This window comes from Streptomyces sp. ISL-66 (genome assembly GCF_018614135.1).
In the GTDB taxonomy this organism is placed as follows: domain Bacteria; phylum Actinomycetota; class Actinomycetes; order Streptomycetales; family Streptomycetaceae; genus Streptomyces.
In genome coordinates, this window is the sequence record NZ_JAGGOW010000004.1 from 1 (window position 1) to 19,139 (window position 19,139).

Here is a 19,139-nt window from a genome sequence, read left to right on the forward strand (position 1 = left end):
GGCGCGGCCGGGGCGGCGGGTACGGGGCGCCGCGCGCGGTCCGCGAGCTTCGCCGACGGCGCGGGCGCCGCGTGCGCCGCACGGTCGGCGTCGAGGTCGACGTCCACCTCCCTGTCCACGTCCCTGCCCATGTCCACGCCCATGTCCATGCCCATGCCGATGTCCACGTTGTCCCAGGCCCGCGCCTGCTCCGCGGGTGCCGCGCGCCGCACGGGCTCCGCCGGCACGGCCGGGGCCGGCCAGAGCGGAGCGGGCGCGGGGGCCTCCCTGACCGGGGAGCGGGCCGACAGGATGCCGACGCCCTCCGCGGCACGGGAGCCGGAGCCGGACACTTGCGCGGGCAGAGGAGCGTGCACGGGTGCCGGAAGGGGGGCGTGGGCAGGAGCGGGGGCGGCGGCGTGCGCCGGAGCGGGAGCCGGCACCGGCGTGCGGGCCAGTGAGATCCCCGCGGAGCGGGCGGCGGCCGGCGGCTCGTGGCCCCATGACACGCGGTCGTCTCGGGGGCCTCCGAAGCCGGACTGGTGGAAGGGGTCGGCCTGCCACACGACGGGCCCGGGTGCGGGATCCGGCGCGGTTTCGGGCGCGGGCGCGGGCGCGCGCTCGGGCTGGGGCTCGGGCTCGGGCCACCGTTCGGGCTCGCGCAGCGCCTCCGTCACACCGGTCTCGTCGAGGAACACCGGACCCGTCTCGTCGGCAGCGACCGCGGGGCGGCTCGTACCGGGGACCCAGTTCAGGCCGTTCCAGAACCTGACGTACCCGGGGATGGACGGATCGGGGTAGTAGCCCTCGCGGGCCGCGTGCTCGCCGTCACCAGGGGAGGCCGTCAATGTCCCCAACTCCGATCGTGGCTTGAGGCTTGTGCAGGGGTGGACCATAGCCAAGAACCGCCCCCCGGCAGGTCCGGTAACGGGAGAATCCAAGCCTTTGAGCGAACGCGGTCTCGTACGCACGATTTCGGTCACCCGACAGAATTCGGCCAATCCGCGTTTTGCCCCGCGAAGTCGCGTCATACCCGGCCGCTTCGGCGCTCCCTCAGGGTGTGGGGGCCGGTTCCCGGTCCGCGCACCCGACAGAACACGTACACCGCACCCAAGTGAGGCCGTCATGCACCACCCCGTCATCGAACGCGAGCTGGAACTGAAGCTGGTCCTCTCCCCCGAGCGCAGCGTCCCCGTCCCCGCCCGGCTCCTGTACCTCACGGACGACCCGTACGCCGTCCACATCACCTTCCACACCGGCTCCAGCACCCCGGTCAACTGGACGTTCGCCCGCGAGCTGCTGGTCGAGGGCGTGTTCCGCCCGTGCGGCCACGGAGACGTCCGGATCTGGCCCACGAGGGTCGGCGACGAGGCCGTCCTGTGCATGGCGCTCAGCTCCCCCGACGGCGACGCCCTGCTGGAGGCTCCCGCCCCGTCCGTGTCCGCCTGGCTGGAGCGCACGCTGCGGATCGTGCCGCCCGGCACCGAGGTCGACCGGCTCGGCCTGGACGCGGCGCTGGCGGAGCTGCTCGCCCCGACGCCGGCCGACGACCTGTGGATGCGGGACCCGTGGCCGTCGGACGAATCGGTGGACGGGGAGTGAGCGGACGGAGAGCGAGCGGACGGGGAGTGAGGAGACGGGGAGCGATCCGGTCAGAACAGCTTGCCCGGATTGAGCAGTCCCTCCGGGTCGAAGGCGTGCTTGACGGCGCGCTGCATCTCCAGGCCCACCGGGCCGAGTTCGCGGGCGAGCCATTCCTTCTTCAGGACGCCGACCCCGTGCTCCCCCGTGATGGTCCCGCCGAGCGCGAGTCCGAGCGCCATGATCCCGTCGAAGGACGCGCGGGCCCGCCGGGTCTCGTCCTCGTCGGCCGGGTCGAAGCAGACGATGGGGTGGGTGTTGCCGTCCCCGGCGTGCACGCAGACCCCGATGAGCAGTTCGTGCTCCCGGGCGATGGCGGCGGTGCCCTCCAGCATCTCGGCGAGCCGCGTCCGCGGTACGCACACGTCGTCGATCATCGTCGCCGGCCGCAGGGCCTCCAGCGCGGGCAGGGCCATCCGCCGGGCCTGGAGCAGCAGTTCCGACTCCGCCTCGTCCTCGGCCGGTACGACGGCGGTCGCCCCGGCGGCGGCGCACAGCTCCCCCACGGCGGCCAGGTCGGCCGTCGCGTGCGGGGTGTCGAAGGCGGCGAGCAGCAGGGCCTCGGTGGTGTCGGGCAGGCCCATCTTGCCCAGCGCGTTGACGGCGCGGACGGTCGTACGGTCCATCAGTTCCAGCAGCGAGGGCGTCAGACCGGCCTCCATGACGGCGCAGACGGCCTCGCAGGCGGCCGCGGCCGAGGGGAACTCGGCGGCGAGCACGAGCTGGCGGGGCTGCGCGGGGCGCAGTGCGAGTACGGCCTTCACGACCACGCCGAGGCTGCCCTCGGAGCCGACGAACAGGCGGGTGAGGTCGTAGCCCGCGACGCCCTTGGCGGTGCGCCGGCCGGTGCTCAGGAGCCTGCCGTCGGCGAGGACCACGTCGAGGCCGAGGACGTATTCGGCGGTGACCCCGTACTTGACGCAGCACAGGCCGCCGGCGGCGGTGCCGATGTTCCCGCCGATGGTGCACTGCTCCCAGCTGGAGGGGTCCGGCGGGTAGTGCAGGCCGCGCTCGGCGACGGCGCGGGAGAGGACGGCGTTGACGACTCCCGGTTCGACGACGGCGATCCGGTCGACGGTGTCGATCTCCAGGATCCGGTCCATCTTGACGAGGGACAGCACGATGCAGCCGTCGGAGGCGTTGGCCGCGCCCGACAGGCCGGTGCGGGCGCCCTGCGGGACCACGGGGACGCGTAGCGCGTGGGCGGTGCGCAGGACGTGCTGGACCTGCTCGGTGGTGCGGGGCAGGACGACCGCGGCGGGGGTGCCGGCGGCGCAGAAGCTCGCCATGTCGGTGGCGTAGGAGGCGGTCACCTGGGGGTCGGTGAGCAGGGCCTCGGGCGGCAGCCCTTCGAGGAGCAGCGCGTGGAGCCGGGAGTCGGCGCGGGAGTCGGAGGGGGACGCGGACCGGGCCTCGGGCTGGGAGCGGAGCGGGGTGGGATGTTGGTCGTCCATGGGGCCAGCGTGACAGTCGGGGCCATCGGTGTGAACACGCCCACGACGTTCTTCGGACACCTCCGCGAACTCTTCATATTGACGCACAGTGACTCCATGGACCCTATGCGTGAGGCCCCCGTCTCTCATGAAAGGCAGCGGCAGGCTGCCCCGCCCGTGACCTTCACCGGCCGCAAGACGCTCGTGGCGGCGGCGGTCGCGGTGGTCCTGATCGCCGGAGCCCTGCTGATCCGGCCGGCCCGCGTGGGCGACGACGCCCGCCCGCCGGGGCCCGACGAGCGGGCCCGCGCGGCGGTCGGGATGGGCGCGCCCGCGGCGGCGGTCGACCTTTCGGCGCTGGTCGCGGACCGGGAGAAGTGGCTGGCGGGGCACGCGGACGACGACGCTTCGTGGGCGGTGCTCGGGTCGGCGTACCTGGAGCAGGCGCGCCGGACGGCCGAGCCCGCCTGGTACCCGAAGGCGGAGAACGCGCTGAAGCGCTCGCTGGAGGTGCGCCCGGCCGAGAAGGGCAATTTCGACGCGATGACGGGCATGGGCGCGCTGGCCAATGCCCGGCGCGACTACGGGACCGCGAAGCGGTGGGGCGAGCTCGTACGGGCGCAAGCGCCCAAGCGGTGGACGGCGTACCCGGTGCTCGTGGACGCGTACGCGGGGCTCGGCGACTACAAGGCGGCCGAGAAGGCGATGGAACGGCTGGTGGACCTGCGGCCGGGGCTGGTGGCCTTCGTCCGGGCCTCGCAGGTCTACCGGGACCGCGGCTGGCGCGAGGACGCGACCATGTCCATGGAGCACGCCGCAGGCGCGGCGAAGGCCCCGGCGGAGAAGGCGTACGTGCTGTTCCGGCTCGGTGAGCTGGCCTGGGAGCGCGGCGACGAGCAGGAGGCGCTGCGCCAGTACGAGGGCGCGCTGCGCACCGATCCGGCGCAGGCCGACGCCCTGGGCGGCCGGGCGCGGGTGCTGGCCGCGCTGGGGCGGGGCGGGGAAGCGGTACGGGACTACCGGCTGGCGCTGGGACGGGCCGCCTCACCGGGGCTGTCGCTGGAGCTGGGCGAGCTGCTGGAGTCGCTGGGCCGCGGGGAGGAAGCGCGGGCGGTGTACGGGGGCCTCACCGCGCAGGTCGCCCGGGGCACCGCGCAGAGCGGTGTCAACGAGGAGCTGGTCCTCGGCCGGTTCGAGGCGGACCACGGCGAACCGGCGGCGGCGGTACGGCGCCTCACGGCGGAGTGGGCCCGGCACAAGAGCCTGCCGGTGGCGGACGCGCTGGGCTGGGCGCTGCACAAGGCCGGCGACGACACGTCGGCGCTGGAGTACGCGAAGAAGGCCACCGAGCAGGGGCTGCGGCTCGCGGAGTTCTCCTACCACCGGGCGATGATCGAGCGGGCGCTGGGCGACGAGGCCGCGGCACGGCGCCACCTCCAGGAGACGCTGCGCACGAACCCGCGGTTCTCGCCGGTGCACGGACCGCTGGCCAAGGACGCCCTCGCGTCGATCGGTCAGCCGCCGGCGGGCGGCCCGGAGAACATGCAGCCGGCCACACCGTGGGTGGCCCCGGAGCTCCCGAAGGCGAAGCCGGTGGCGAAGCAGGCGGCGAAGCGGGTGCCTGAGCCGGTGCCGAAGGCGAGCTCGGCGGGCCGCTGAGCGCGGGCCGGACGGCGCGCGGCGCCGTCCGGCCCGGAGCCTTGCGGCCCGCCGCACTGGCTAGAGGTTGCCGCGCTTCTCCTGCTCTCGCTCGATCGCCTCGAACAGGGCCTTGAAGTTGCCCTTGCCGAAGCCCATCGAGCCGTGGCGCTCGATCATCTCGAAGAAGACGGTCGGCCGGTCCTGCACCGGCTTGGTGAAGATCTGCAGCAGGTAGCCGTCCTCGTCGCGGTCGACGAGGATCTTCAGCTCGCGCAGGGTCTCGACCGGCACCCGGGTCTCGCCGGCCCACTCGCCGAGGGTGTCGTAGTACGAGTCGGGGGTGTCCAGGAACTGCACGCCGGCCGCCCGCATCGCGCGCACGGTGGCGACGATGTCGTTGGTCGCGAGCGCGATGTGCTGGACGCCGGCGCCGCCGTAGAACTCCAGGTACTCGTCGATCTGCGACTTCTTCTTCGCGATCGCAGGCTCGTTGATCGGGAACTTCACCTTCAGGGTGCCGTCCGCGACGACCTTCGACATCAGCGCCGAGTACTCGGTGGCGATGTCGTCGCCCACGAACTCCTTCATGTTCGTGAAGCCCATGACCTTGTTGTAGAAGGCCACCCACTCGTTCATCCGGCCGAGCTCGACGTTGCCCACGCAGTGGTCGATGGCCTGGAAGGTGCGCTTGGCCGGGGGCTCGACCATCGGCTCCACGGCGACGTAGCCCGGCAGGTACGGGCCGGTGTAGTCGCCGCGCTCGACGAGCGTGTGGCGGGTCTGGCCGTAGGTGGCGATGGCGGCCAGGACCACCGTGCCGTGCTCGTCCTTGACCTCGTACGGCTCGTCGAGGCCGCGCGCGCCGTGCTCGACGGCGTAGGCGTAGGCCGCCCGCGCGTCGGGGACCTCGATCGCGAGGTCGACCACGCCGTCGCCGTGGTCGGCGACGTGCTCGGCGAGGAAGCGGCCCCGGTCGGTGGACGCCTTGATGACCGAGGTCAGGACGAAGCGCGCGGCGCCGTTGGTCAGGACGTAGCTGGCCGTCTCGCGCGTGCCGTTCTCCGGTCCGGAGTAGGCGACGAGCTTCATGCCGAAGGCCGTGGAGTAGTAGTGCGCGGCCTGCTTGGCGTTGCCCACGGCGAAGACGACCGCGTCCATGCCCTTCACCGGGAAGGGGTCGGCCTCACGGGCGGTGCGCGGAGTGGTCTCGAGCGGCTGGGTCTCAGTCATGACCGCAGAGTCCCGCCGTTCCACAAGCTGCGCAATAGTTTCCATTTCTGCTGTACAAGATGCACACTCTCGGCCGAGGATGGCTGGGATATCTGCGCACTATGACTACCGACCGACCACCCCGGAGGTGATCATGGGAATCGACGAGCTCGACGGCCGGCTCATCGTGCTGCTCGCCCGCGAGCCCCGCATCGGCGTCCTGGAGGTGTCGCGGCGGCTCGGCGTGGCCCGCGGCACCGCCCAGGCCCGGCTGGACCGGCTTCAGTCGAACGGAGTCATCCGCGGCTTCGGGCCGCAGGTGGATCCGGCGGCCCTGGGATACCCGGTGACCGCCTTCGCCACACTGGAGATCAAACAGGGCCAAGGCGCCGATGTGCGGGCCCACTTGAACGGGGTACCGGAGGTCCTGGAGCTGCACACCACGACCGGGCAGGGGGACATGCTGTGCCGGCTCGTGGCCCGGTCCAACGCGGACCTTCAGCGGGTGATCGACCGGGTTGTCGGGTTTGATGGCATTGTTCGTGCTTCGACGGCGATCGTCATGGAGAATCCCGTGCCTTTGCGGATCATTCCCCTGGTCGAACAGGCGGCCGAGGACGACTGACCCGGCCGGTTCCCGGCCCCCGACCCGACGAGGTGACGCGGCGTGAGCTTCTGGTCCTACCTGTCCAACCGCCACCAGCAGCTGCTCACCGACGCCTTCCAGCACGTCAGCGCCGTCTTCCAGTGCATGCTGATCGCGACCGCCCTCGGCATCGCCATCGGCGTCCTCACCTACCGCAGCGCCTGGGCCGGGAACATCGCGGTCACCTCCACCTCCACCGTGCTGACCATCCCCTCCCTGGCCATGATCGGCCTGCTGATCCCGCTCGTCGGCCTCGGCGTCGCGCCGACCGTGATCGCCCTGACGCTGTACGGGCTGCTGCCCATCGTCCGCAACTGCATCGTCGGACTGCGCGGGGTCGACCCGGCCCTGGTGGACGCCGCCAAGGGTATCGGGATGTCCCGCGCCGCCCAGCTCCTGAAGGTGGAGCTGCCGCTGGCCTGGCCGCCGATCCTGACCGGCATCCGGGTCTCCACGCAGATGCTGATGGGCATCGCGGCGGTCGCCGCCTACGCCTCCGGGCCCGGCCTCGGCAACGAGATCTTCCGCGGGATCGCCTCGCTGGGCAGCGCGAACGCCATCAACCAGGTCCTGGCGGGGACGCTCGGCGTCGTCATCCTCGCCCTGCTCTTCGACGCCGCGTACATCCTGCTCGGCCGTCTCACCATCCCTAGGGGAATCCGTGTCTGAGCCGACCGAGAACCGCGAGGGCCCAGCCCCGGCCGCCGCCGCCACGTCCGGCGCCACCATCGAGCTGGAGAACCTCACCAAGCGCTACCCGGGCAACCCCAACCCCTCCGTCGACGACGTCTCGATGGAGATCAAGGCGGGCGAGACCGTGGTCTTCGTCGGCCCCTCCGGCTGCGGGAAGTCCACCACCCTCAAGATGATCAACCGGCTGATCGAGCCCAGCTCCGGCCGGATCCGCATCGGCGACGAGGACGTCACCGACATGGACCCGGTCAAGCTGCGTCGCAAGATCGGGTACGCGATCCAGTCCTCCGGGCTCTTCCCGCACATGACGGTGGCCGAGAACATCGCCCTGGTCCCCAAAATGACCGGCTGGTCGAAGTCGCGCGTGAAGGACCGGGTGGAGGAGATGCTCGACCTGGTCGGCCTGGACCCGCGCGAGTTCCACGGCCGCTACCCGCGCCAGCTCTCCGGCGGCCAGCAGCAGCGCGTGGGCGTGGCCCGGGCGCTCGCCGCCGACCCGCCCGTCCTGCTGATGGACGAACCCTTCGGCGCCGTCGACCCCATCACCCGCGACCACCTCCAGGACGAGCTGATCCGGCTCCAGCACGAGCTGCACAAGACGATCGTCTTCGTCACGCACGACTTCGACGAGGCCATCAAGCTCGGCGACCGGATCGCCGTCCTGCGCGAACGCTCGCACATCGCGCAGTTCGACACCCCCGAGGCCATCCTCACCAACCCCGCCGACGACTTCGTCTCCGGATTCGTCGGCGCCGGCGCGGCCCTCAAACGGCTCAACCTGACCCGCGTACGGGACGTGGAGATCGCCGACTTCCCCACCGTGTCCGTGGACGACCCGCTCCAGCAGATCTTCAACACCCTGCGCGCCGGCCAGGGCAACGAGCTCCTGATGCTGGACCGGCGCGGCCGACCGTACAAATGGCTGCGCCGGGGCGACCTGATGCGCGCCAAGGGCTCCCTCGCCCGGGCCGGGCAGCTCGTGCACGACACGGTGACCCGGGACGCGACCCTGCACGACGCCCTGGAGGCCGTCCTCACCGACAGCGGCGGCCGGGTCGCCGTCACGGGGCGGCGCGGCGAGTACATCGGCGTCGTGGACATGGAGACCCTGATGAACTCCGTGCACGAGATGCTGGAGGCCGACCGGCTGACGGCCGCCGAGCACGCGCACGACCTGGAGGAGCTGCGCCACCACCGCACCGAGCGGGACCTGGAGGGGCTGCAGGAGGGTACGGGCGGGTCATGAGCCCCAGGAATCCCGCCTCCTCCGAGCGGCCGCCCGGTGAGCACGAGGTCAAGGGCCACGTCTTCCGCGACACGGAACCGGACGATCCGGCCCATCCGGCGGATCGCGCCGAGGCCCTGCGGGCCGCCGCCGCGCCGCCCCGCCGGGCGCGCCGGCTCACCTGGTCCCAGCTGGTGACCCTGCCCATCGTCCTGGCACTGGTGCTGCTGGCCACCTACCTGTGGATCACCAACGCCACCCTCGACACGATCGCCGAGAACTCCCTCGCCAACGGCAACGTCCAGCTCCGGCTGTGGCAGCACGTCCAGCTCACCGCCATCTCCACTTTCTGGGTGCTGGTGATCGCCATCCCGCTGGGCATCGCCCTCACCCGGCGCGGCCTGAGCAGGGCGGCCCCGCTGGTCACCGCCGTCGCCAACATCGGCCAGGCCACCCCGGCCATCGGGCTGCTGGCCCTGCTGGTCATCTGGCTCGGCATCGGACCGTCGACCGCGATCATCGGCATGGTCGCCTACGCCGTCCTGCCCGTCCTGTCCAACACCGTCGCGGGGCTGCGCGCGATCGACCCGCAGCTGGTGGAGGCCTCGCGCGGGATCGGGATGTCCTCCATGGGGACGCTGACCAAGGTGGAACTGCCGCTGGCCGTCCCGCTGATCCTGGCGGGCGTACGGACGGCGCTGGTCCTCAACGTCGGCACCGCGACCCTGGCCACCTTCGGCGGCGGCGGCGGCCTGGGCGACCTGATCACGTCCGGGATCCAGACGCAGCGCATGCCGGTGCTGGTGCTGGGCTCGGTGCTGACGGTGTCGCTCGCGCTGTTCGTGGACTGGCTCGCCTCGCTCGCCGAGACGGTCCTGACCCCGCGCGGACTGGAGGCCTAGATGGGAAACCTCGCCCTACGGACGGCCGCCACGGCCAGCGCGGCCCTGCTGGCGCTCTCGGGCTGCGGCCTCAAGAGCGGGTCCCCGATGGTCGACGACGTCGTACCCGGCTCGGTCGGGCAGGGGCAGCCCCTCAAGGGCGCCTCGCTCACGGTCACGTCGAAGAACTTCAGCGAGAACATCGTGCTCGGCCAGATGATCGGCCTGATCTTCAAGGCGGCCGGCGCGGAAGTCCTGGACCGCACCAACCTGCCCGGCTCGATCAGCTCGCGCGAGGCGATCGCGCAGGGCGACGCGGACGCCATGTACGAGTACACGGGCACCGCCTGGATCACCTACCTGGGCAACGACAAGCCGATCGAGGACCCGTACAAGCAGGCGGAGGCGGTGCGGGACGCCGACGTGAAGAACGGCGTGGCGTGGCTGGCTCCGTCCACGCTCAACAACACCTACACGCTCGCCATCAGCAAGAAGAACAACGCCAAGTACGGCCTGAAGACGTTGTCCGACGTGGCGGAGCTGGCGCGGAAGTCCCCGTCGGCGGTGACGGTGTGCGTGGAGAACGAGTTCGCCTCGCGCGAGGACGGGCTGCCGGGGATGGAGAAGGCGTACGGGATGAGGATCCCGGCGGGCAACGTCAGGAAGATGGACGCCGGGATCATCTACACGCAGGTCTCCACGTCCGACTCCTGCCTGTTGGGCGAGGCGTTCACCACGGATGGCCGGATCAAGGCCATGGACCTGGACACCCTGGCCGACGACCGCCACTTCTTCCCCAACTACAACGCGGCGCCCGAGCTGCACGCGAAGACGCTGGCCAAGTACCCGGTGATCGCGGACCTGCTGGACCCGCTGTCGAAGCGGCTGACGACGGCGATCGCGCAGGAGCTGAACGCGAAGGTGGACGTCGAAGGGCAGGACCCGCACGACGTGGCGAAGGACTGGCTGGTGGCGGAGGGGTTCATCAAGGAGGGGTGAGCCGCGCCCGGCCGGGCGCGGGAAAGTTCCAAAGGAACAGTTGCAAAGAAATACTTGCATAGACTCCTTTGCAACTCTACTGTCGAGGTATGCCCGACAAGAACGCCGAAGACCCGAAGCCGGCCGAGCCCCAGGTCCGCAAGCTCGACGCCCAGTCCCTGCGCGGCCTGGCCCACCCGCTGCGCATCCGCCTCCTGGGAGCCCTGCGCCTCCACGGGCCGGCCACCGCCTCGCAACTGGCGGAGCGGCTCGGGGAATCCAGCGGGGCCACCAGCTACCACCTGCGCCAGCTCGCCGCGTACGGGTTCGTCGAGGACGCCCCCGAGCACGGCAAGGGCCGCGAGCGCTGGTGGCGCCCCTCCCACGACGGCACCACCTTCGACGAGGCGCTGCTCTACGATCCCGACCCCGCCACGCGCACCGCCGCGGACATCTTCCTGGCCGAGATCGTCAAGATCCACGCGCAGGAGATGTCCGCCTGGCTGGGCGATGCCCCCACCTGGTCGCAGCAGTGGCGGCGCAGTTCGGAACTCAGCGACTACACCCTGCGGCTGACCGCCGAGCAGAGCCTCGAACTGATCCACAAGGTGCACGACCTGATCAACAGCTACCGCGATCTGCCGCCCTCGGAAGGCACGGAGACGGTCCGTTTCCACACGCACGCCTTCCCGCTCCGCACCCGGTAGCCCCTCCTCCCTCGGCCTCTTCGCTCCCCCTCGCCCCCCGCCTTCTTCGCCCCGCCCACTTCGCTTCCCCTCACCCCTTCCGCAGAAGGAGTCCTGCCGTGCACGCCTTCAGCCATGCCCTCATACACGCCGAGCTCCACACCATCCGCACCGCCGAGGCCGCCGCCTGGCGCCTCGCGCGGGAGGCCGCTCCCGCCGGAACCGGCCCCGGCCCCGCCCTGCGCGACCGGCTCGGCGAGGCCCTGATAGCCGCCGGCATTCGCCTGATGCGGCCCGCCCACCTGCACCGCCGCATCACCCGCCCGTACGGCGGCATCGCGTGAGCCGTCGCCCCTTCACCGCCGTACTGCTCGCCAACACCATTTCGATAGCCGGGAGTTCGCTCACCCTCATCGGTGTCCCGTGGTTCGTGCTCCAGACCACCGGCAGCGCCGGGCGGGCCGGGATCGTCGCCTTCTGCGCCACCCTGCCCGTCGTCGTGGCGGCCCTCGTCGGCGGCCCGGTCATCGACCGGATCGGCCGCCGCCGGGTCTCCGCCGCCTCCGACCTGATCTGCGGCCTGGCCGTCGCGGCGATTCCGCTGCTGCACTACGCCGGGCTGCTGGAGTTCTGGATGCTGTGCGCGCTGATGGCCGTCGGCGGCCTCGTGCACGCCCCCGGGCTCACCGCGCGCTACGTCCTGCTCCCCGACCTCGCCGACCACGCCGGCACCACCGTCACCCGCGCCGCCAGCCTCTACGACGCCGTCTCGCGCGGAGCCCGCATGATCGGGGCCGCCCTGGCCGGCGTACTCATCGCCCTGGTCGGCGCCGAGTCGGTCCTGCTGCTCGACGCGGTCACCTTCGGGGCGTCCGCCCTGCTGGTCACCGCGTTCCTGCGCGGGGTCCCGGCCGCCGAACCGCAGCGCGCGGCCAAGAAGGTGTCGCTGTCCGGCTACCGGGCCGAACTCGCCGAGGGCTGGAGGTTCCTGACCCGCTCGCGGCTGCTGCTCGGGATCACGGTGATGGTGATGATGACCAACGGCCTCGACCAGGGCTGGTCCTCGGTCCTGCTGCCGGTGCACGGCCGCGAGGCCCTCGGCGGGGCCGCCGCGCTGGGCCTGCTCATCGCCCTCTTCGGCGGGTTCGCGCTGCTCGGGGCCCTGCTCTACGGAGCCTGGGGCGAGCGGTTCCCCCGTAGGACCGTCTTCGCCGTGGCCTTCCTGCTGTGCGGATCACCGCGCTACGTCGTCGCCGCCTTCACCGACACCCCCGTGCCGCTCGCGGTGACGATGGCCCTGTCCGGGCTGGGCGCGGGCATGCTGAATCCGATCCTGACCACGGTGATGCTGGAGAGGGTGCCCGACGGGCTGCGCAGCCGGGTCGCGGGCGTGACCACGGCCGGCTGCGAGCTGACGATGCCGCTGGGCGGACTGGCCGCCGGACTGCTCGTCGACGGGTTCGGGGTGACGCGGGCGCTGCTCGCCTTCGGCGGGGTGTACCTCCTCGTCACGCTCGCTCCGCTGCTGTTCCCGGCCTGGCGGGACCTCGGGTCCCCGAGGATCAGCAGGACGGAACCGGTTCGTCTTTCTGCAGCGCCCGAAGCGCGTTCACCGCGTCCGTCAGTGAGGTGACGGGGATCAGCCGCAGCCCCTCGGGGAGTTCGGACTGCGCGTCCGAGCACTCCGCCGCCGGTACGAGGAACACGCTCGCCCCGTCGCGCTGCGCGGCCTGGGTCTTCAGGGCCACCCCGCCGACGGCGCCGACCTTCCCGTCCGCGTCGATGGTGCCCGTACCGGCGATGGTGCGGCCGCCGGTGAGATCGCCGCCGCCGCCGTTCCCGTCGAGCTTGTCGACGATGCCGAGGGAGAAGAGCAGGCCGGCGCTCGGGCCGCCGACGTCGGCGAGGTTCAGCGTGACGTTCACGTCCTTCGGATCCTTGTGGAGATAGCCGAGCGCGGCCTCGGAGGCCGTCGACTGCGACTTGGTCATCTCCTCCAAGTTGTGCTCCTCGATGTCCTTGTCGCTTCCACCCGACGGGTACACGGCCTCGCGGGGCATGACCGCGCGGGTGGTGTCGAACCAGTCGTCGACCAGCTCGGGAAGGGTGACGGAGGTGGAGGGGCCGGTGGCCTGGATGGTGGTCATCCTCAGCTGGCCGGTGGTCTCCCGGGTCGGCGCCCCGGTGACGGTGATGACCTGCTTGCCGTCGCGGGAGCCGAGCACGTCGGCCGTGAGGCCCGGCTGCGCGATCACGAAGGGCAGCGGGGCGGCGGCCGCGACGGCGAACAGCGCGAGCACGGGCACGGCGCAGACGGCGAGGGCGGCGGGACGCGGCAGGCGTGTGAGGCGAGAGAGCACCCGGTCAATCTAGCGCGGCCGCCGGGCAACGGATCGGGCCGCGCCCCCGGCGGAGGGGACGCGGCCCGGCGTTCCGGTGCCTGACGGCCTGCTGCCCTGCTCAGCGCAGTGCGTCGGCCACTTCGCGGGCGGCGTCCACCACGCGCGGTCCGACCCGCTCGGGCACGGCGTCGGCCAGCATGACGACGCCGACGCTGCCTTCCAGGCCCGTGATGCCCACGAGCGGCGCGGCAGCCCCGCTGGCGCCCGCTTCGAGCTCTCCGTGGGTCAGCGTGTACCCGGGCTCGATGAGCGAGCCCTGACGGGCGGCCAGGATGGCCCGGCCGGCCGCCCCGCGGTCGAGCGGGTGGCGGAAACCGGCCCGGTAGGCCACGTGGTAGTCGGTCCAGGTCGGCTCGACGACGGCCACGGCGAGCGCCTCCGTGCCGTCCACGAGGGTCAGGTGCGCGGTGGCGCCGATGTCCTCGGCCAGCGAACGCAGCGCGGGCAGGGCCGCCTCGCGCACCAGTGGGTGGACCTGTCGGCCGAGGCGCAGCACGCCGAGTCCGACGCGGGCGCGGCCGCCGAGGTCGCGGCGGACCAGGGCGTGCTGTTCGAGGGTGGCCAGGAGGCGGTAGACCACGGTGCGGTTCACACCGAGGCGGTTGGAGAGCTCGGTGACGGTCAGACCGTGGTCGGTGTCGGCGAGCAGTTTGAGAACTCGGAGTCCTCGGTCGAGAGTCTGGGAGGTTTCCGCGGTCACGACGCCTCTCCCTCTTTCGGTGAGCGGCGGTGACTCTCTGGGGGAACGCCGCCGGTCCCTCGGCGACGCACGGAGAGGCCGCCGGTAGCGGCCATGGCACCGGCTGCGCTCCCGCGGCGGCGTTGCCACGGGGCGTTCGATGCGGGGACAGTAGCGAGCGGGTTCGCTGAGCGGAAGGGCTCGTCCAGAATCCGGGCGCCTACTGCCGGTTTATGCCGGTTGAAATCCCCTTTCGCCGTCAATTCGTGACCTGCACGACTCGCCGCCGCGCTACGGGCGTGGTCGGCCCGGCCAAGGCCGCGGCCGCCTCGGGAGCGGGGCCGCGGACGCCCGGCGGATGCCCGCGAACCCCCCGCAACGCCCGCGCACGTGACTGCCCGTAGCGGGCGGGGCCCCACGCGAACGGGTCCGTGCGAACATCCGCACGGACCCGTTTCACTTCCTGGAGGAAAATCCGGACTCACCGCATCCGGGTCGCCCACTCCTGCACCTTCTTGATCCGCTCCCGCAGCTGACCCGCCGTCGCCTCCGCGCTCGGCGGCCCGCCGCACACCCGGCGCAGCTCCGTGTGGAGCACGCCGTGCGGCTTGCCGCTCTGGTGGACGTACGCGCCGACCATCGTGTTCAGCGACTTGCGCAGTTCCAGCAGCTCCTTGTGCGAGACCACCGGCCGCCGGTCGGCCGGCAGCTCCAGCAGGTCCGCCTCCGCGTCCGGCTTGCGCCGGCTGTGCGCGATCTGCCGCGACTGCCGCTTCTGGAGCAGCATCTGCACCTGGTCCGGCTCCAGCAGCCCGGGGATGCCGAGGTAGTCCTGCTCCTCCTCGCTGCCCGGGTGCGCCTGCATGCCGAACTCGGCGCCGTCGTACAGCACCCGGTCGAAGACGGCGTCGGACTCCAGTGCCTCGAAGGACATCTGCTCGTCCTCGCCGGTGTCCTCGTCCTCCTGCTTGTTCGCCTCGTCCATTTCCTTCTCGGACTCGGCGTACGGGTCTTCCTCGCCCTGCTTCTTCGGCTTGTCGAGGACGTGGTCGCGCTCGACTTCCATCTCGCTCGCGAAGCCCAGTAGATAGGGAATGGTCGGCAGGAACACCGACGCCGTCTCGCCCCGCCTGCGCGAGCGCACGAAACGCCCGACGGCCTGCGCGAAGAACAGCGGGGTCGAGATGGTGGTGGCGTACACGCCGACCGCGAGCCTGGGCACGTCGACGCCCTCGGACACCATGCGGACGGCGACCATCCAGCGGTCGTTGCTCGCGGCGAAGTCGTCGATCCGCTTCGAGGCGCCCGTGTCGTCGGACAGGACGACGGTGGGCTTCGTACCGGTGATCTCGCGGATCAGCTTGGCGTACGCGCGCGCCGAGTCCTGGTCGGCGGCGATCACGAGCCCGCCCGCGTCCGGGATGCCCTTCCTGACCTCGGTCAGCCGCTGGTCGGCGGCGCGCAGCACGTTCGGCATCCAGTCGCCGCGCGCGTCCAGCGCCGTGCGCCAGGCCTGCGAGATGGCGTCCTTGGTCATCGGCTCCCCGAGGCGTGCGGCGATCTCGTCGCCCGCCTTGGTGCGCCAGCGCATGTTGCCGCTGTAGGAGAGGAAGATGACCGGCCGGACGACGCCGTCGCCGAGCGCGTTCCCGTAGCCGTAGGTGTAGTCGGCGGAGGACCGCCGGATCCCGTCGTTCCCCTCCTCGTACGTCACGAAGGGGATCGGGTTCGTATCGGACCGGAAGGGCGTGCCGGTCAGGGCGAGCCGCCGGGTCGCCGGGTCGAAGGCCTCCAGGCAGGCCTCGCCCCAGGACTTCGAGTCACCGGCGTGGTGGATCTCGTCGAGGATGACCAGGGTCTTGCGCTGCTCGCAGCGGTTGCGGTGCAGCATCGGCCGCACGCCCACGCCCGCGTACGTGACCGCGACCCCGTGGTAGTCCTTGCTCAGCGGCCCGGCGGAGTACTCCGGATCCAGCCGGATGCCTATCCGGGCGGCGGCTTCGGCCCACTGCTTCTTCAGGTGCTCGGTCGGCGCGACGACGGTCACCTGCTGCACCACGTGGTGGTGCAGCAGCCAGGACGCCAGGGTCAGCGCGAAGGTCGTCTTTCCGGCGCCGGGGGTCGCGACCGCGAGGAAGTCGCGCGGCTGGGTCTCCAGGTACCGGTCCAGTGCACCCTGCTGCCAGGCTCGCAGGGCGCTGGCGGTACCCCAGGGCGCCCGGCCGGGGAAGGCGGGTGAGAGGTGGTGGGAGGCGGTAGTAGTCACGGTCTCCGGTTCGGGCTCTCGGCGGCGCATCCGTCACGGGCAGCGGGTACGCGCAGGGTACGGGCGGTCGTACGTAGGACAACCGGGCCACCCTACCGGCCCGGACCCGCCCCTCGCGGAGCAACAGGCCCGCGACCTCGGCGCGTGCGGCGAGCGTCACATCGGGGGCGCCAGCAGATCCCGCAGCCCCTGCGCGATGACTTTGACGTCATCGGCCTCTCCCGTCGCCACGGCGATCACCAGACGCTCGGCCGCGTCGATGTCCGGCCACAGGTCCACGCCGTTCATCGCGAGGAACGTGACGCATGACAGCCAGGCGGTGCGCTTGTTCCCGTCGAAGAACGGATGGTTGATCGCCAGGGACTGGAGGAGCGCGGCCGCCTTGTCGATCACGTCGGGGTACGCCTCCTCGCCGAACATGGCAGCCGACGGCCGGTGGACCGCCGACTCCAGCAGGCCGACGTCCCGCACCACGATCTGCATGTCCGGGCACGCGGCCGAGGCGATCTCCAGCACATCCTCGGATGTCAGGTAGACACAGCTCACTTGAGCCGCTCCATGAGCTCGCCCCACTTGGCCGCCTGCTCCTTGGCCGTCTGACGGACGATGGCCTGGTGCGCGGTTCTGGCCAGGTAGTCGTCCACCGCCCGGAGCAGTATCGCGTGCATGCTCGTCCCCTCCTCCTCGGCGCGGAGCTTGAGGGCCTCTTGCTGGTCGTCTCGGAGCCGCAGATTCATAGCCATACCAAAACGGTACCAGCGGGGGTACCGAAGTGGTACCGATTACCCCCGTACGGGCGAGGGCTCCGGGACCCCGTCCAGTCGGCTCGCCACCCACGCCCCCACCAGCGCGACGCAGGCCATCGGCAGGAAGACCACCACGAAGGCGCCGGGGTGCGAAGCCCCGCCCCCCGCGGCCACGGTGTGCGCCGCGCCCACCGCTCCCCCGCCGAGCGCGGCGAACGCCGCCCCGCCCGCCGCCAGCAGCACGACATTGGCCAGCGCGTCGGAGATCTGCAGCGAGGCGGAGTTCGCCCCCGCCTCCTCCGGCGCCGACAGCTTCAACAGCAGCACGCTCGTGGAGCCGATCACCAGCCCCATCCCCAGGCACCCCAGTGCCCACACCAACGCCAGCGTCCACACCGGCACGGACTCGATCAGCACGGCGGGCGCCCCGGCGATGGCCAGCGCCACCAGGACCATCCCGCCCACCATCAGCCGCTCCCGGTACGGCGCCACGCGCCCCTTGGACTGCACCCAGGAGCCCGCCGCCCACGTCACCCCGCCCAGCGCCAGCGAGAACCCGGCCAGCGTCGGGCTCAGCCCCCGCTGGGTGACGAGCATCAGCGGTACGAAGCTCTCCGCCGCGATGAACGACCCCGCGGCCACGCCCCGCAGCAGCACCACCGCGGGCAGCCCGCGCCGCGCCCGGTAGGTCCCGCGCGGCAGCAGCCCCAACACGGCCGGCACCAGCAGGGCCGCGCCCGCCAGGCCCGGCAGCAGCGACAGCCACCGCAGGTCCTGGGCCGCGTACTGGAGCAGCCCCGCGCCGGCCGAGATCCCGAAGGCGAGCCGGATCCGGCGCCGGTCGAACGCGACGGGCGGGCCCTCGGGATCCACGGGCCCGGACGCGGTCCGGCGTATCGCCGGAAGCGCCACGATGAGGGGGACGACCACCAGGGCCGGTATCCCGAGGAAGACCCAGCGCCACCCGAGGTGCTCGGTCACCGTGCCCGAGGCCAGCGGTCCGACGATCGACGGCACGACCCAGCTCGCGGCGAAGGCCGCCATGATCGCGGGCCGCAGCCGCTCCTCGTAGGCCCGGCTGACGACGACGTAGAGCGCGACGATGACGAGCCCGCCGCCGAACCCCTGCACGGCCCGCCCGACCACGAACAGCCACATCGCCCCCGCCGTCCCGGAGAGCACCAGCCCGGCGGCGAAGGCCCCGATCCCGACGGTCAGCGGCCGCAGCGGCCCCTGCCGGTCGGCCCACTGCCCGGAGAGCACCATCCCGAACAGGCTCGTCGTGAAGTAGGAGGAGAAGGCGAAGGCGTACAGCCCGATCCCCTCCAGCTCGCGCGCGGCCACCGGCATGGCGGTCCCGACGGCGGTGGCCTCGAAGGCGATCAGGAAGATGACGGAGATGATCCCGATGCTGAGCGTCCGGTACGCCGGCCCGAGGATCCCGCCCTGCGGAGAGGCCGGGACGGCTATGTGGCTGGTGCTGGCGGCTTGCTCCGGGAGGACGCTCATCGCCCCAGAGTAAGGTGCGTGACCGCGATTCGACCCTGTCCTTCCGCCCGATCCCCCCTCGTCCCCAAGCCCTAGGCCAAAGGTCGCGCCCCCGTCCGGCACACCACCCCGCACGACCCGCCGACGACCCGTCCCGCAGCCCCTTCCGACCCGCCGGACCCGCTCCCGTACCCCGAACTGTGAACGCGGCATGGCAGTCACATTGCACCCCACCCGGAACCCTTCCCCGCCCGCACCACCCCCCGTACGGTCATACCCATCACCACCACCCAGCCGTGTGCCCGAGTGGTTGAGGGACTCGCCTGCAAAGCGAGTTACGCCGGTTCGATTCCGGTCACGGCTTCTGATGGCCCGACCAGCCAAAACGAATGGGCGGCACCCCACACGGGGTGCCGCCCATTCCTGCGTTCGTCTCAGTTCCCGTCTCAGTTGACCGGTACGAGCACGCCGGCCGCGCCCTCGCGAGCAGCGTTCGAGCGCCGTCCCGTCCGCATCGCGCGAGAACCCACAGCTGCGCCAACAAGG

The 19,139-nt window shown here is 71.9% G+C and carries 19 protein-coding genes and 1 tRNA gene; 11 read left to right on the plus strand and 9 right to left on the minus strand.

From position 1 onward, the window contains the following. Nucleotides 1-827 (minus strand): DUF2510 domain-containing protein (locus J7E97_RS35455; RefSeq protein ID WP_251053552.1); only part of this gene is annotated, 827 nt, incomplete at its 3' end. A 277-nt stretch (nucleotides 828-1,104) separates the two neighbouring features. On the opposite strand from J7E97_RS35455, the gene J7E97_RS00850 reads away from it, so the two are divergent. Then, on the plus strand, nucleotides 1,105-1,581 hold the full coding sequence (locus J7E97_RS00850; protein WP_215021320.1) for an SsgA family sporulation/cell division regulator: 477 nt from the start codon (nucleotides 1,105-1,107) through the stop codon (nucleotides 1,579-1,581). A 50-nt stretch (nucleotides 1,582-1,631) separates the two neighbouring features. Here the strand turns inward: J7E97_RS00850 and J7E97_RS00855 are convergent, their stop codons facing one another. Further along, the gene (locus J7E97_RS00855; RefSeq protein WP_215021321.1) at nucleotides 1,632-3,074 is read right to left on the minus strand and encodes an FAD-binding oxidoreductase; all 1,443 of its coding nucleotides are present in this window, start codon (nucleotides 3,072-3,074) and stop codon (nucleotides 1,632-1,634) included. 156 nt (nucleotides 3,075-3,230) lie between these two features. On the opposite strand from J7E97_RS00855, the gene J7E97_RS00860 reads away from it, so the two are divergent. After that, nucleotides 3,231-4,712 (plus strand): hypothetical protein, encoded by a 1,482-nt coding sequence (locus J7E97_RS00860; protein WP_308346133.1) that lies wholly within the window; start codon nucleotides 3,231-3,233, stop codon nucleotides 4,710-4,712. A 60-nt stretch (nucleotides 4,713-4,772) separates the two neighbouring features. On the opposite strand, the gene hppD is transcribed toward J7E97_RS00860, so the two are convergent. Further along, on the minus strand, nucleotides 4,773-5,924 hold the full coding sequence (gene hppD / locus J7E97_RS00865; RefSeq protein WP_215021322.1) for a 4-hydroxyphenylpyruvate dioxygenase: 1,152 nt from the start codon (nucleotides 5,922-5,924) through the stop codon (nucleotides 4,773-4,775). A 133-nt stretch (nucleotides 5,925-6,057) separates the two neighbouring features. On the opposite strand from hppD, the gene J7E97_RS00870 reads away from it, so the two are divergent. The 8 genes from J7E97_RS00870 (at nucleotide 6,058) to J7E97_RS00905 (ending at nucleotide 12,645) form a co-directional block, all read left to right on the plus strand. Beyond that, the gene (locus J7E97_RS00870) at nucleotides 6,058-6,528 is read left to right on the plus strand and encodes an Lrp/AsnC family transcriptional regulator (protein ID WP_215021323.1); all 471 of its coding nucleotides are present in this window, start codon (nucleotides 6,058-6,060) and stop codon (nucleotides 6,526-6,528) included. A 42-nt stretch (nucleotides 6,529-6,570) separates the two neighbouring features. Then, nucleotides 6,571-7,218, plus strand: a complete 648-nt coding sequence (locus J7E97_RS00875; protein WP_215021324.1) for an ABC transporter permease — start codon at nucleotides 6,571-6,573, stop codon at nucleotides 7,216-7,218. Then, the gene (locus J7E97_RS00880) at nucleotides 7,211-8,488 is read left to right on the plus strand and encodes a betaine/proline/choline family ABC transporter ATP-binding protein (protein WP_215021325.1); all 1,278 of its coding nucleotides are present in this window, start codon (nucleotides 7,211-7,213) and stop codon (nucleotides 8,486-8,488) included. Before J7E97_RS00875 ends, J7E97_RS00880 begins: the two co-directional genes overlap by 8 nt. Next, nucleotides 8,485-9,369, plus strand: coding sequence for an ABC transporter permease (locus J7E97_RS00885; protein WP_215021326.1), 885 nt, complete (start codon nucleotides 8,485-8,487; stop codon nucleotides 9,367-9,369). The genes J7E97_RS00880 and J7E97_RS00885 overlap by 4 nt, the downstream gene beginning before the upstream one ends. Beyond that, nucleotides 9,370-10,347: a glycine betaine ABC transporter substrate-binding protein gene (locus tag J7E97_RS00890; protein ID WP_215021327.1), complete on the plus strand. Its 978-nt coding sequence runs from the start codon at nucleotides 9,370-9,372 to the stop codon at nucleotides 10,345-10,347. It begins immediately after the preceding gene. Between the two features lie 89 nt (nucleotides 10,348-10,436). After that, nucleotides 10,437-11,033: a transcriptional regulator gene (locus J7E97_RS00895; protein WP_215021328.1), complete on the plus strand. Its 597-nt coding sequence runs from the start codon at nucleotides 10,437-10,439 to the stop codon at nucleotides 11,031-11,033. Between the two features lie 98 nt (nucleotides 11,034-11,131). Then, nucleotides 11,132-11,356 carry a hypothetical protein gene (locus J7E97_RS00900; protein ID WP_215021329.1) on the plus strand — a complete coding sequence of 75 codons (225 nt, stop codon included), beginning with the start codon at nucleotides 11,132-11,134 and terminating at the stop codon, nucleotides 11,354-11,356. Next, the gene (locus J7E97_RS00905) at nucleotides 11,353-12,645 is read left to right on the plus strand and encodes an MFS transporter (RefSeq protein WP_215021330.1); all 1,293 of its coding nucleotides are present in this window, start codon (nucleotides 11,353-11,355) and stop codon (nucleotides 12,643-12,645) included. Before J7E97_RS00900 ends, J7E97_RS00905 begins: the two co-directional genes overlap by 4 nt. Here the strand turns inward: J7E97_RS00905 and J7E97_RS00910 are convergent. The 6 genes from J7E97_RS00910 to J7E97_RS00935 form a co-directional block, all read right to left on the minus strand. Continuing rightward, nucleotides 12,575-13,372, minus strand: a complete 798-nt coding sequence (locus J7E97_RS00910; protein ID WP_215021331.1) for a S16 family serine protease — start codon at nucleotides 13,370-13,372, stop codon at nucleotides 12,575-12,577. The genes J7E97_RS00905 and J7E97_RS00910 overlap by 71 nt on opposite strands. Nucleotides 13,373-13,472: 100 nt before the next feature. Beyond that, nucleotides 13,473-14,114, minus strand: coding sequence for an IclR family transcriptional regulator (locus J7E97_RS00915; protein ID WP_007264382.1), 642 nt, complete (start codon nucleotides 14,112-14,114; stop codon nucleotides 13,473-13,475). A 460-nt stretch (nucleotides 14,115-14,574) separates the two neighbouring features. Continuing rightward, on the minus strand, nucleotides 14,575-16,389 hold the full coding sequence (locus J7E97_RS00920) for a DEAD/DEAH box helicase (protein WP_215021332.1): 1,815 nt from the start codon (nucleotides 16,387-16,389) through the stop codon (nucleotides 14,575-14,577). A gap of 126 nt (nucleotides 16,390-16,515) precedes the next feature. Further along, a complete protein-coding gene (locus J7E97_RS00925) occupies nucleotides 16,516-16,905 on the minus strand; it encodes a type II toxin-antitoxin system death-on-curing family toxin (protein WP_215021333.1) in 390 nt (129 codons plus the stop codon). Beyond that, on the minus strand, nucleotides 16,902-17,102 hold the full coding sequence (locus tag J7E97_RS00930) for a ribbon-helix-helix protein, CopG family (protein ID WP_215021334.1): 201 nt from the start codon (nucleotides 17,100-17,102) through the stop codon (nucleotides 16,902-16,904). The genes J7E97_RS00925 and J7E97_RS00930 overlap by 4 nt, the downstream gene beginning before the upstream one ends. 39 nt (nucleotides 17,103-17,141) lie before the next feature. After that, the gene (locus tag J7E97_RS00935) at nucleotides 17,142-18,614 is read right to left on the minus strand and encodes an MFS transporter (RefSeq protein ID WP_215021335.1); all 1,473 of its coding nucleotides are present in this window, start codon (nucleotides 18,612-18,614) and stop codon (nucleotides 17,142-17,144) included. 271 nt (nucleotides 18,615-18,885) lie between these two features. On the opposite strand from J7E97_RS00935, the gene J7E97_RS00940 reads away from it, so the two are divergent. Further along, nucleotides 18,886-18,957: transfer RNA gene (locus J7E97_RS00940), tRNA-Cys, on the plus strand. Nucleotides 18,958-19,139: the final 182 nt, after the last annotated feature.

What these genes read in the sequence shown, in the direction of transcription:
- J7E97_RS00850 (WP_215021320.1), top strand. Translation starts at nt 1,105, where the DNA reads ATGCACCACCCCGTCATCGAACGCGAGCTGGAACTGAAGCTGGTCCTC.
- J7E97_RS00855 (WP_215021321.1), bottom strand. Translation starts at nt 3,074, where the DNA reads ATGGACGACCAACATCCCACCCCGCTCCGCTCCCAGCCCGAGGCCCGG.
- hppD (WP_215021322.1), bottom strand. Translation starts at nt 5,924, where the DNA reads ATGACTGAGACCCAGCCGCTCGAGACCACTCCGCGCACCGCCCGTGAG.
- J7E97_RS00870 (WP_215021323.1), top strand. Translation starts at nt 6,058, where the DNA reads ATGGGAATCGACGAGCTCGACGGCCGGCTCATCGTGCTGCTCGCCCGC.
- J7E97_RS00885 (WP_215021326.1), top strand. Translation starts at nt 8,485, where the DNA reads ATGAGCCCCAGGAATCCCGCCTCCTCCGAGCGGCCGCCCGGTGAGCAC.
- J7E97_RS00890 (WP_215021327.1), top strand. Translation starts at nt 9,370, where the DNA reads ATGGGAAACCTCGCCCTACGGACGGCCGCCACGGCCAGCGCGGCCCTG.
- J7E97_RS00895 (WP_215021328.1), top strand. Translation starts at nt 10,437, where the DNA reads ATGCCCGACAAGAACGCCGAAGACCCGAAGCCGGCCGAGCCCCAGGTC.
- J7E97_RS00920 (WP_215021332.1), bottom strand. Translation starts at nt 16,389, where the DNA reads ATGCGCCGCCGAGAGCCCGAACCGGAGACCGTGACTACTACCGCCTCC.
- J7E97_RS00930 (WP_215021334.1), bottom strand. Translation starts at nt 17,102, where the DNA reads ATGGCTATGAATCTGCGGCTCCGAGACGACCAGCAAGAGGCCCTCAAG.
- J7E97_RS00935 (WP_215021335.1), bottom strand. Translation starts at nt 18,614, where the DNA reads ATGAGCGTCCTCCCGGAGCAAGCCGCCAGCACCAGCCACATAGCCGTC.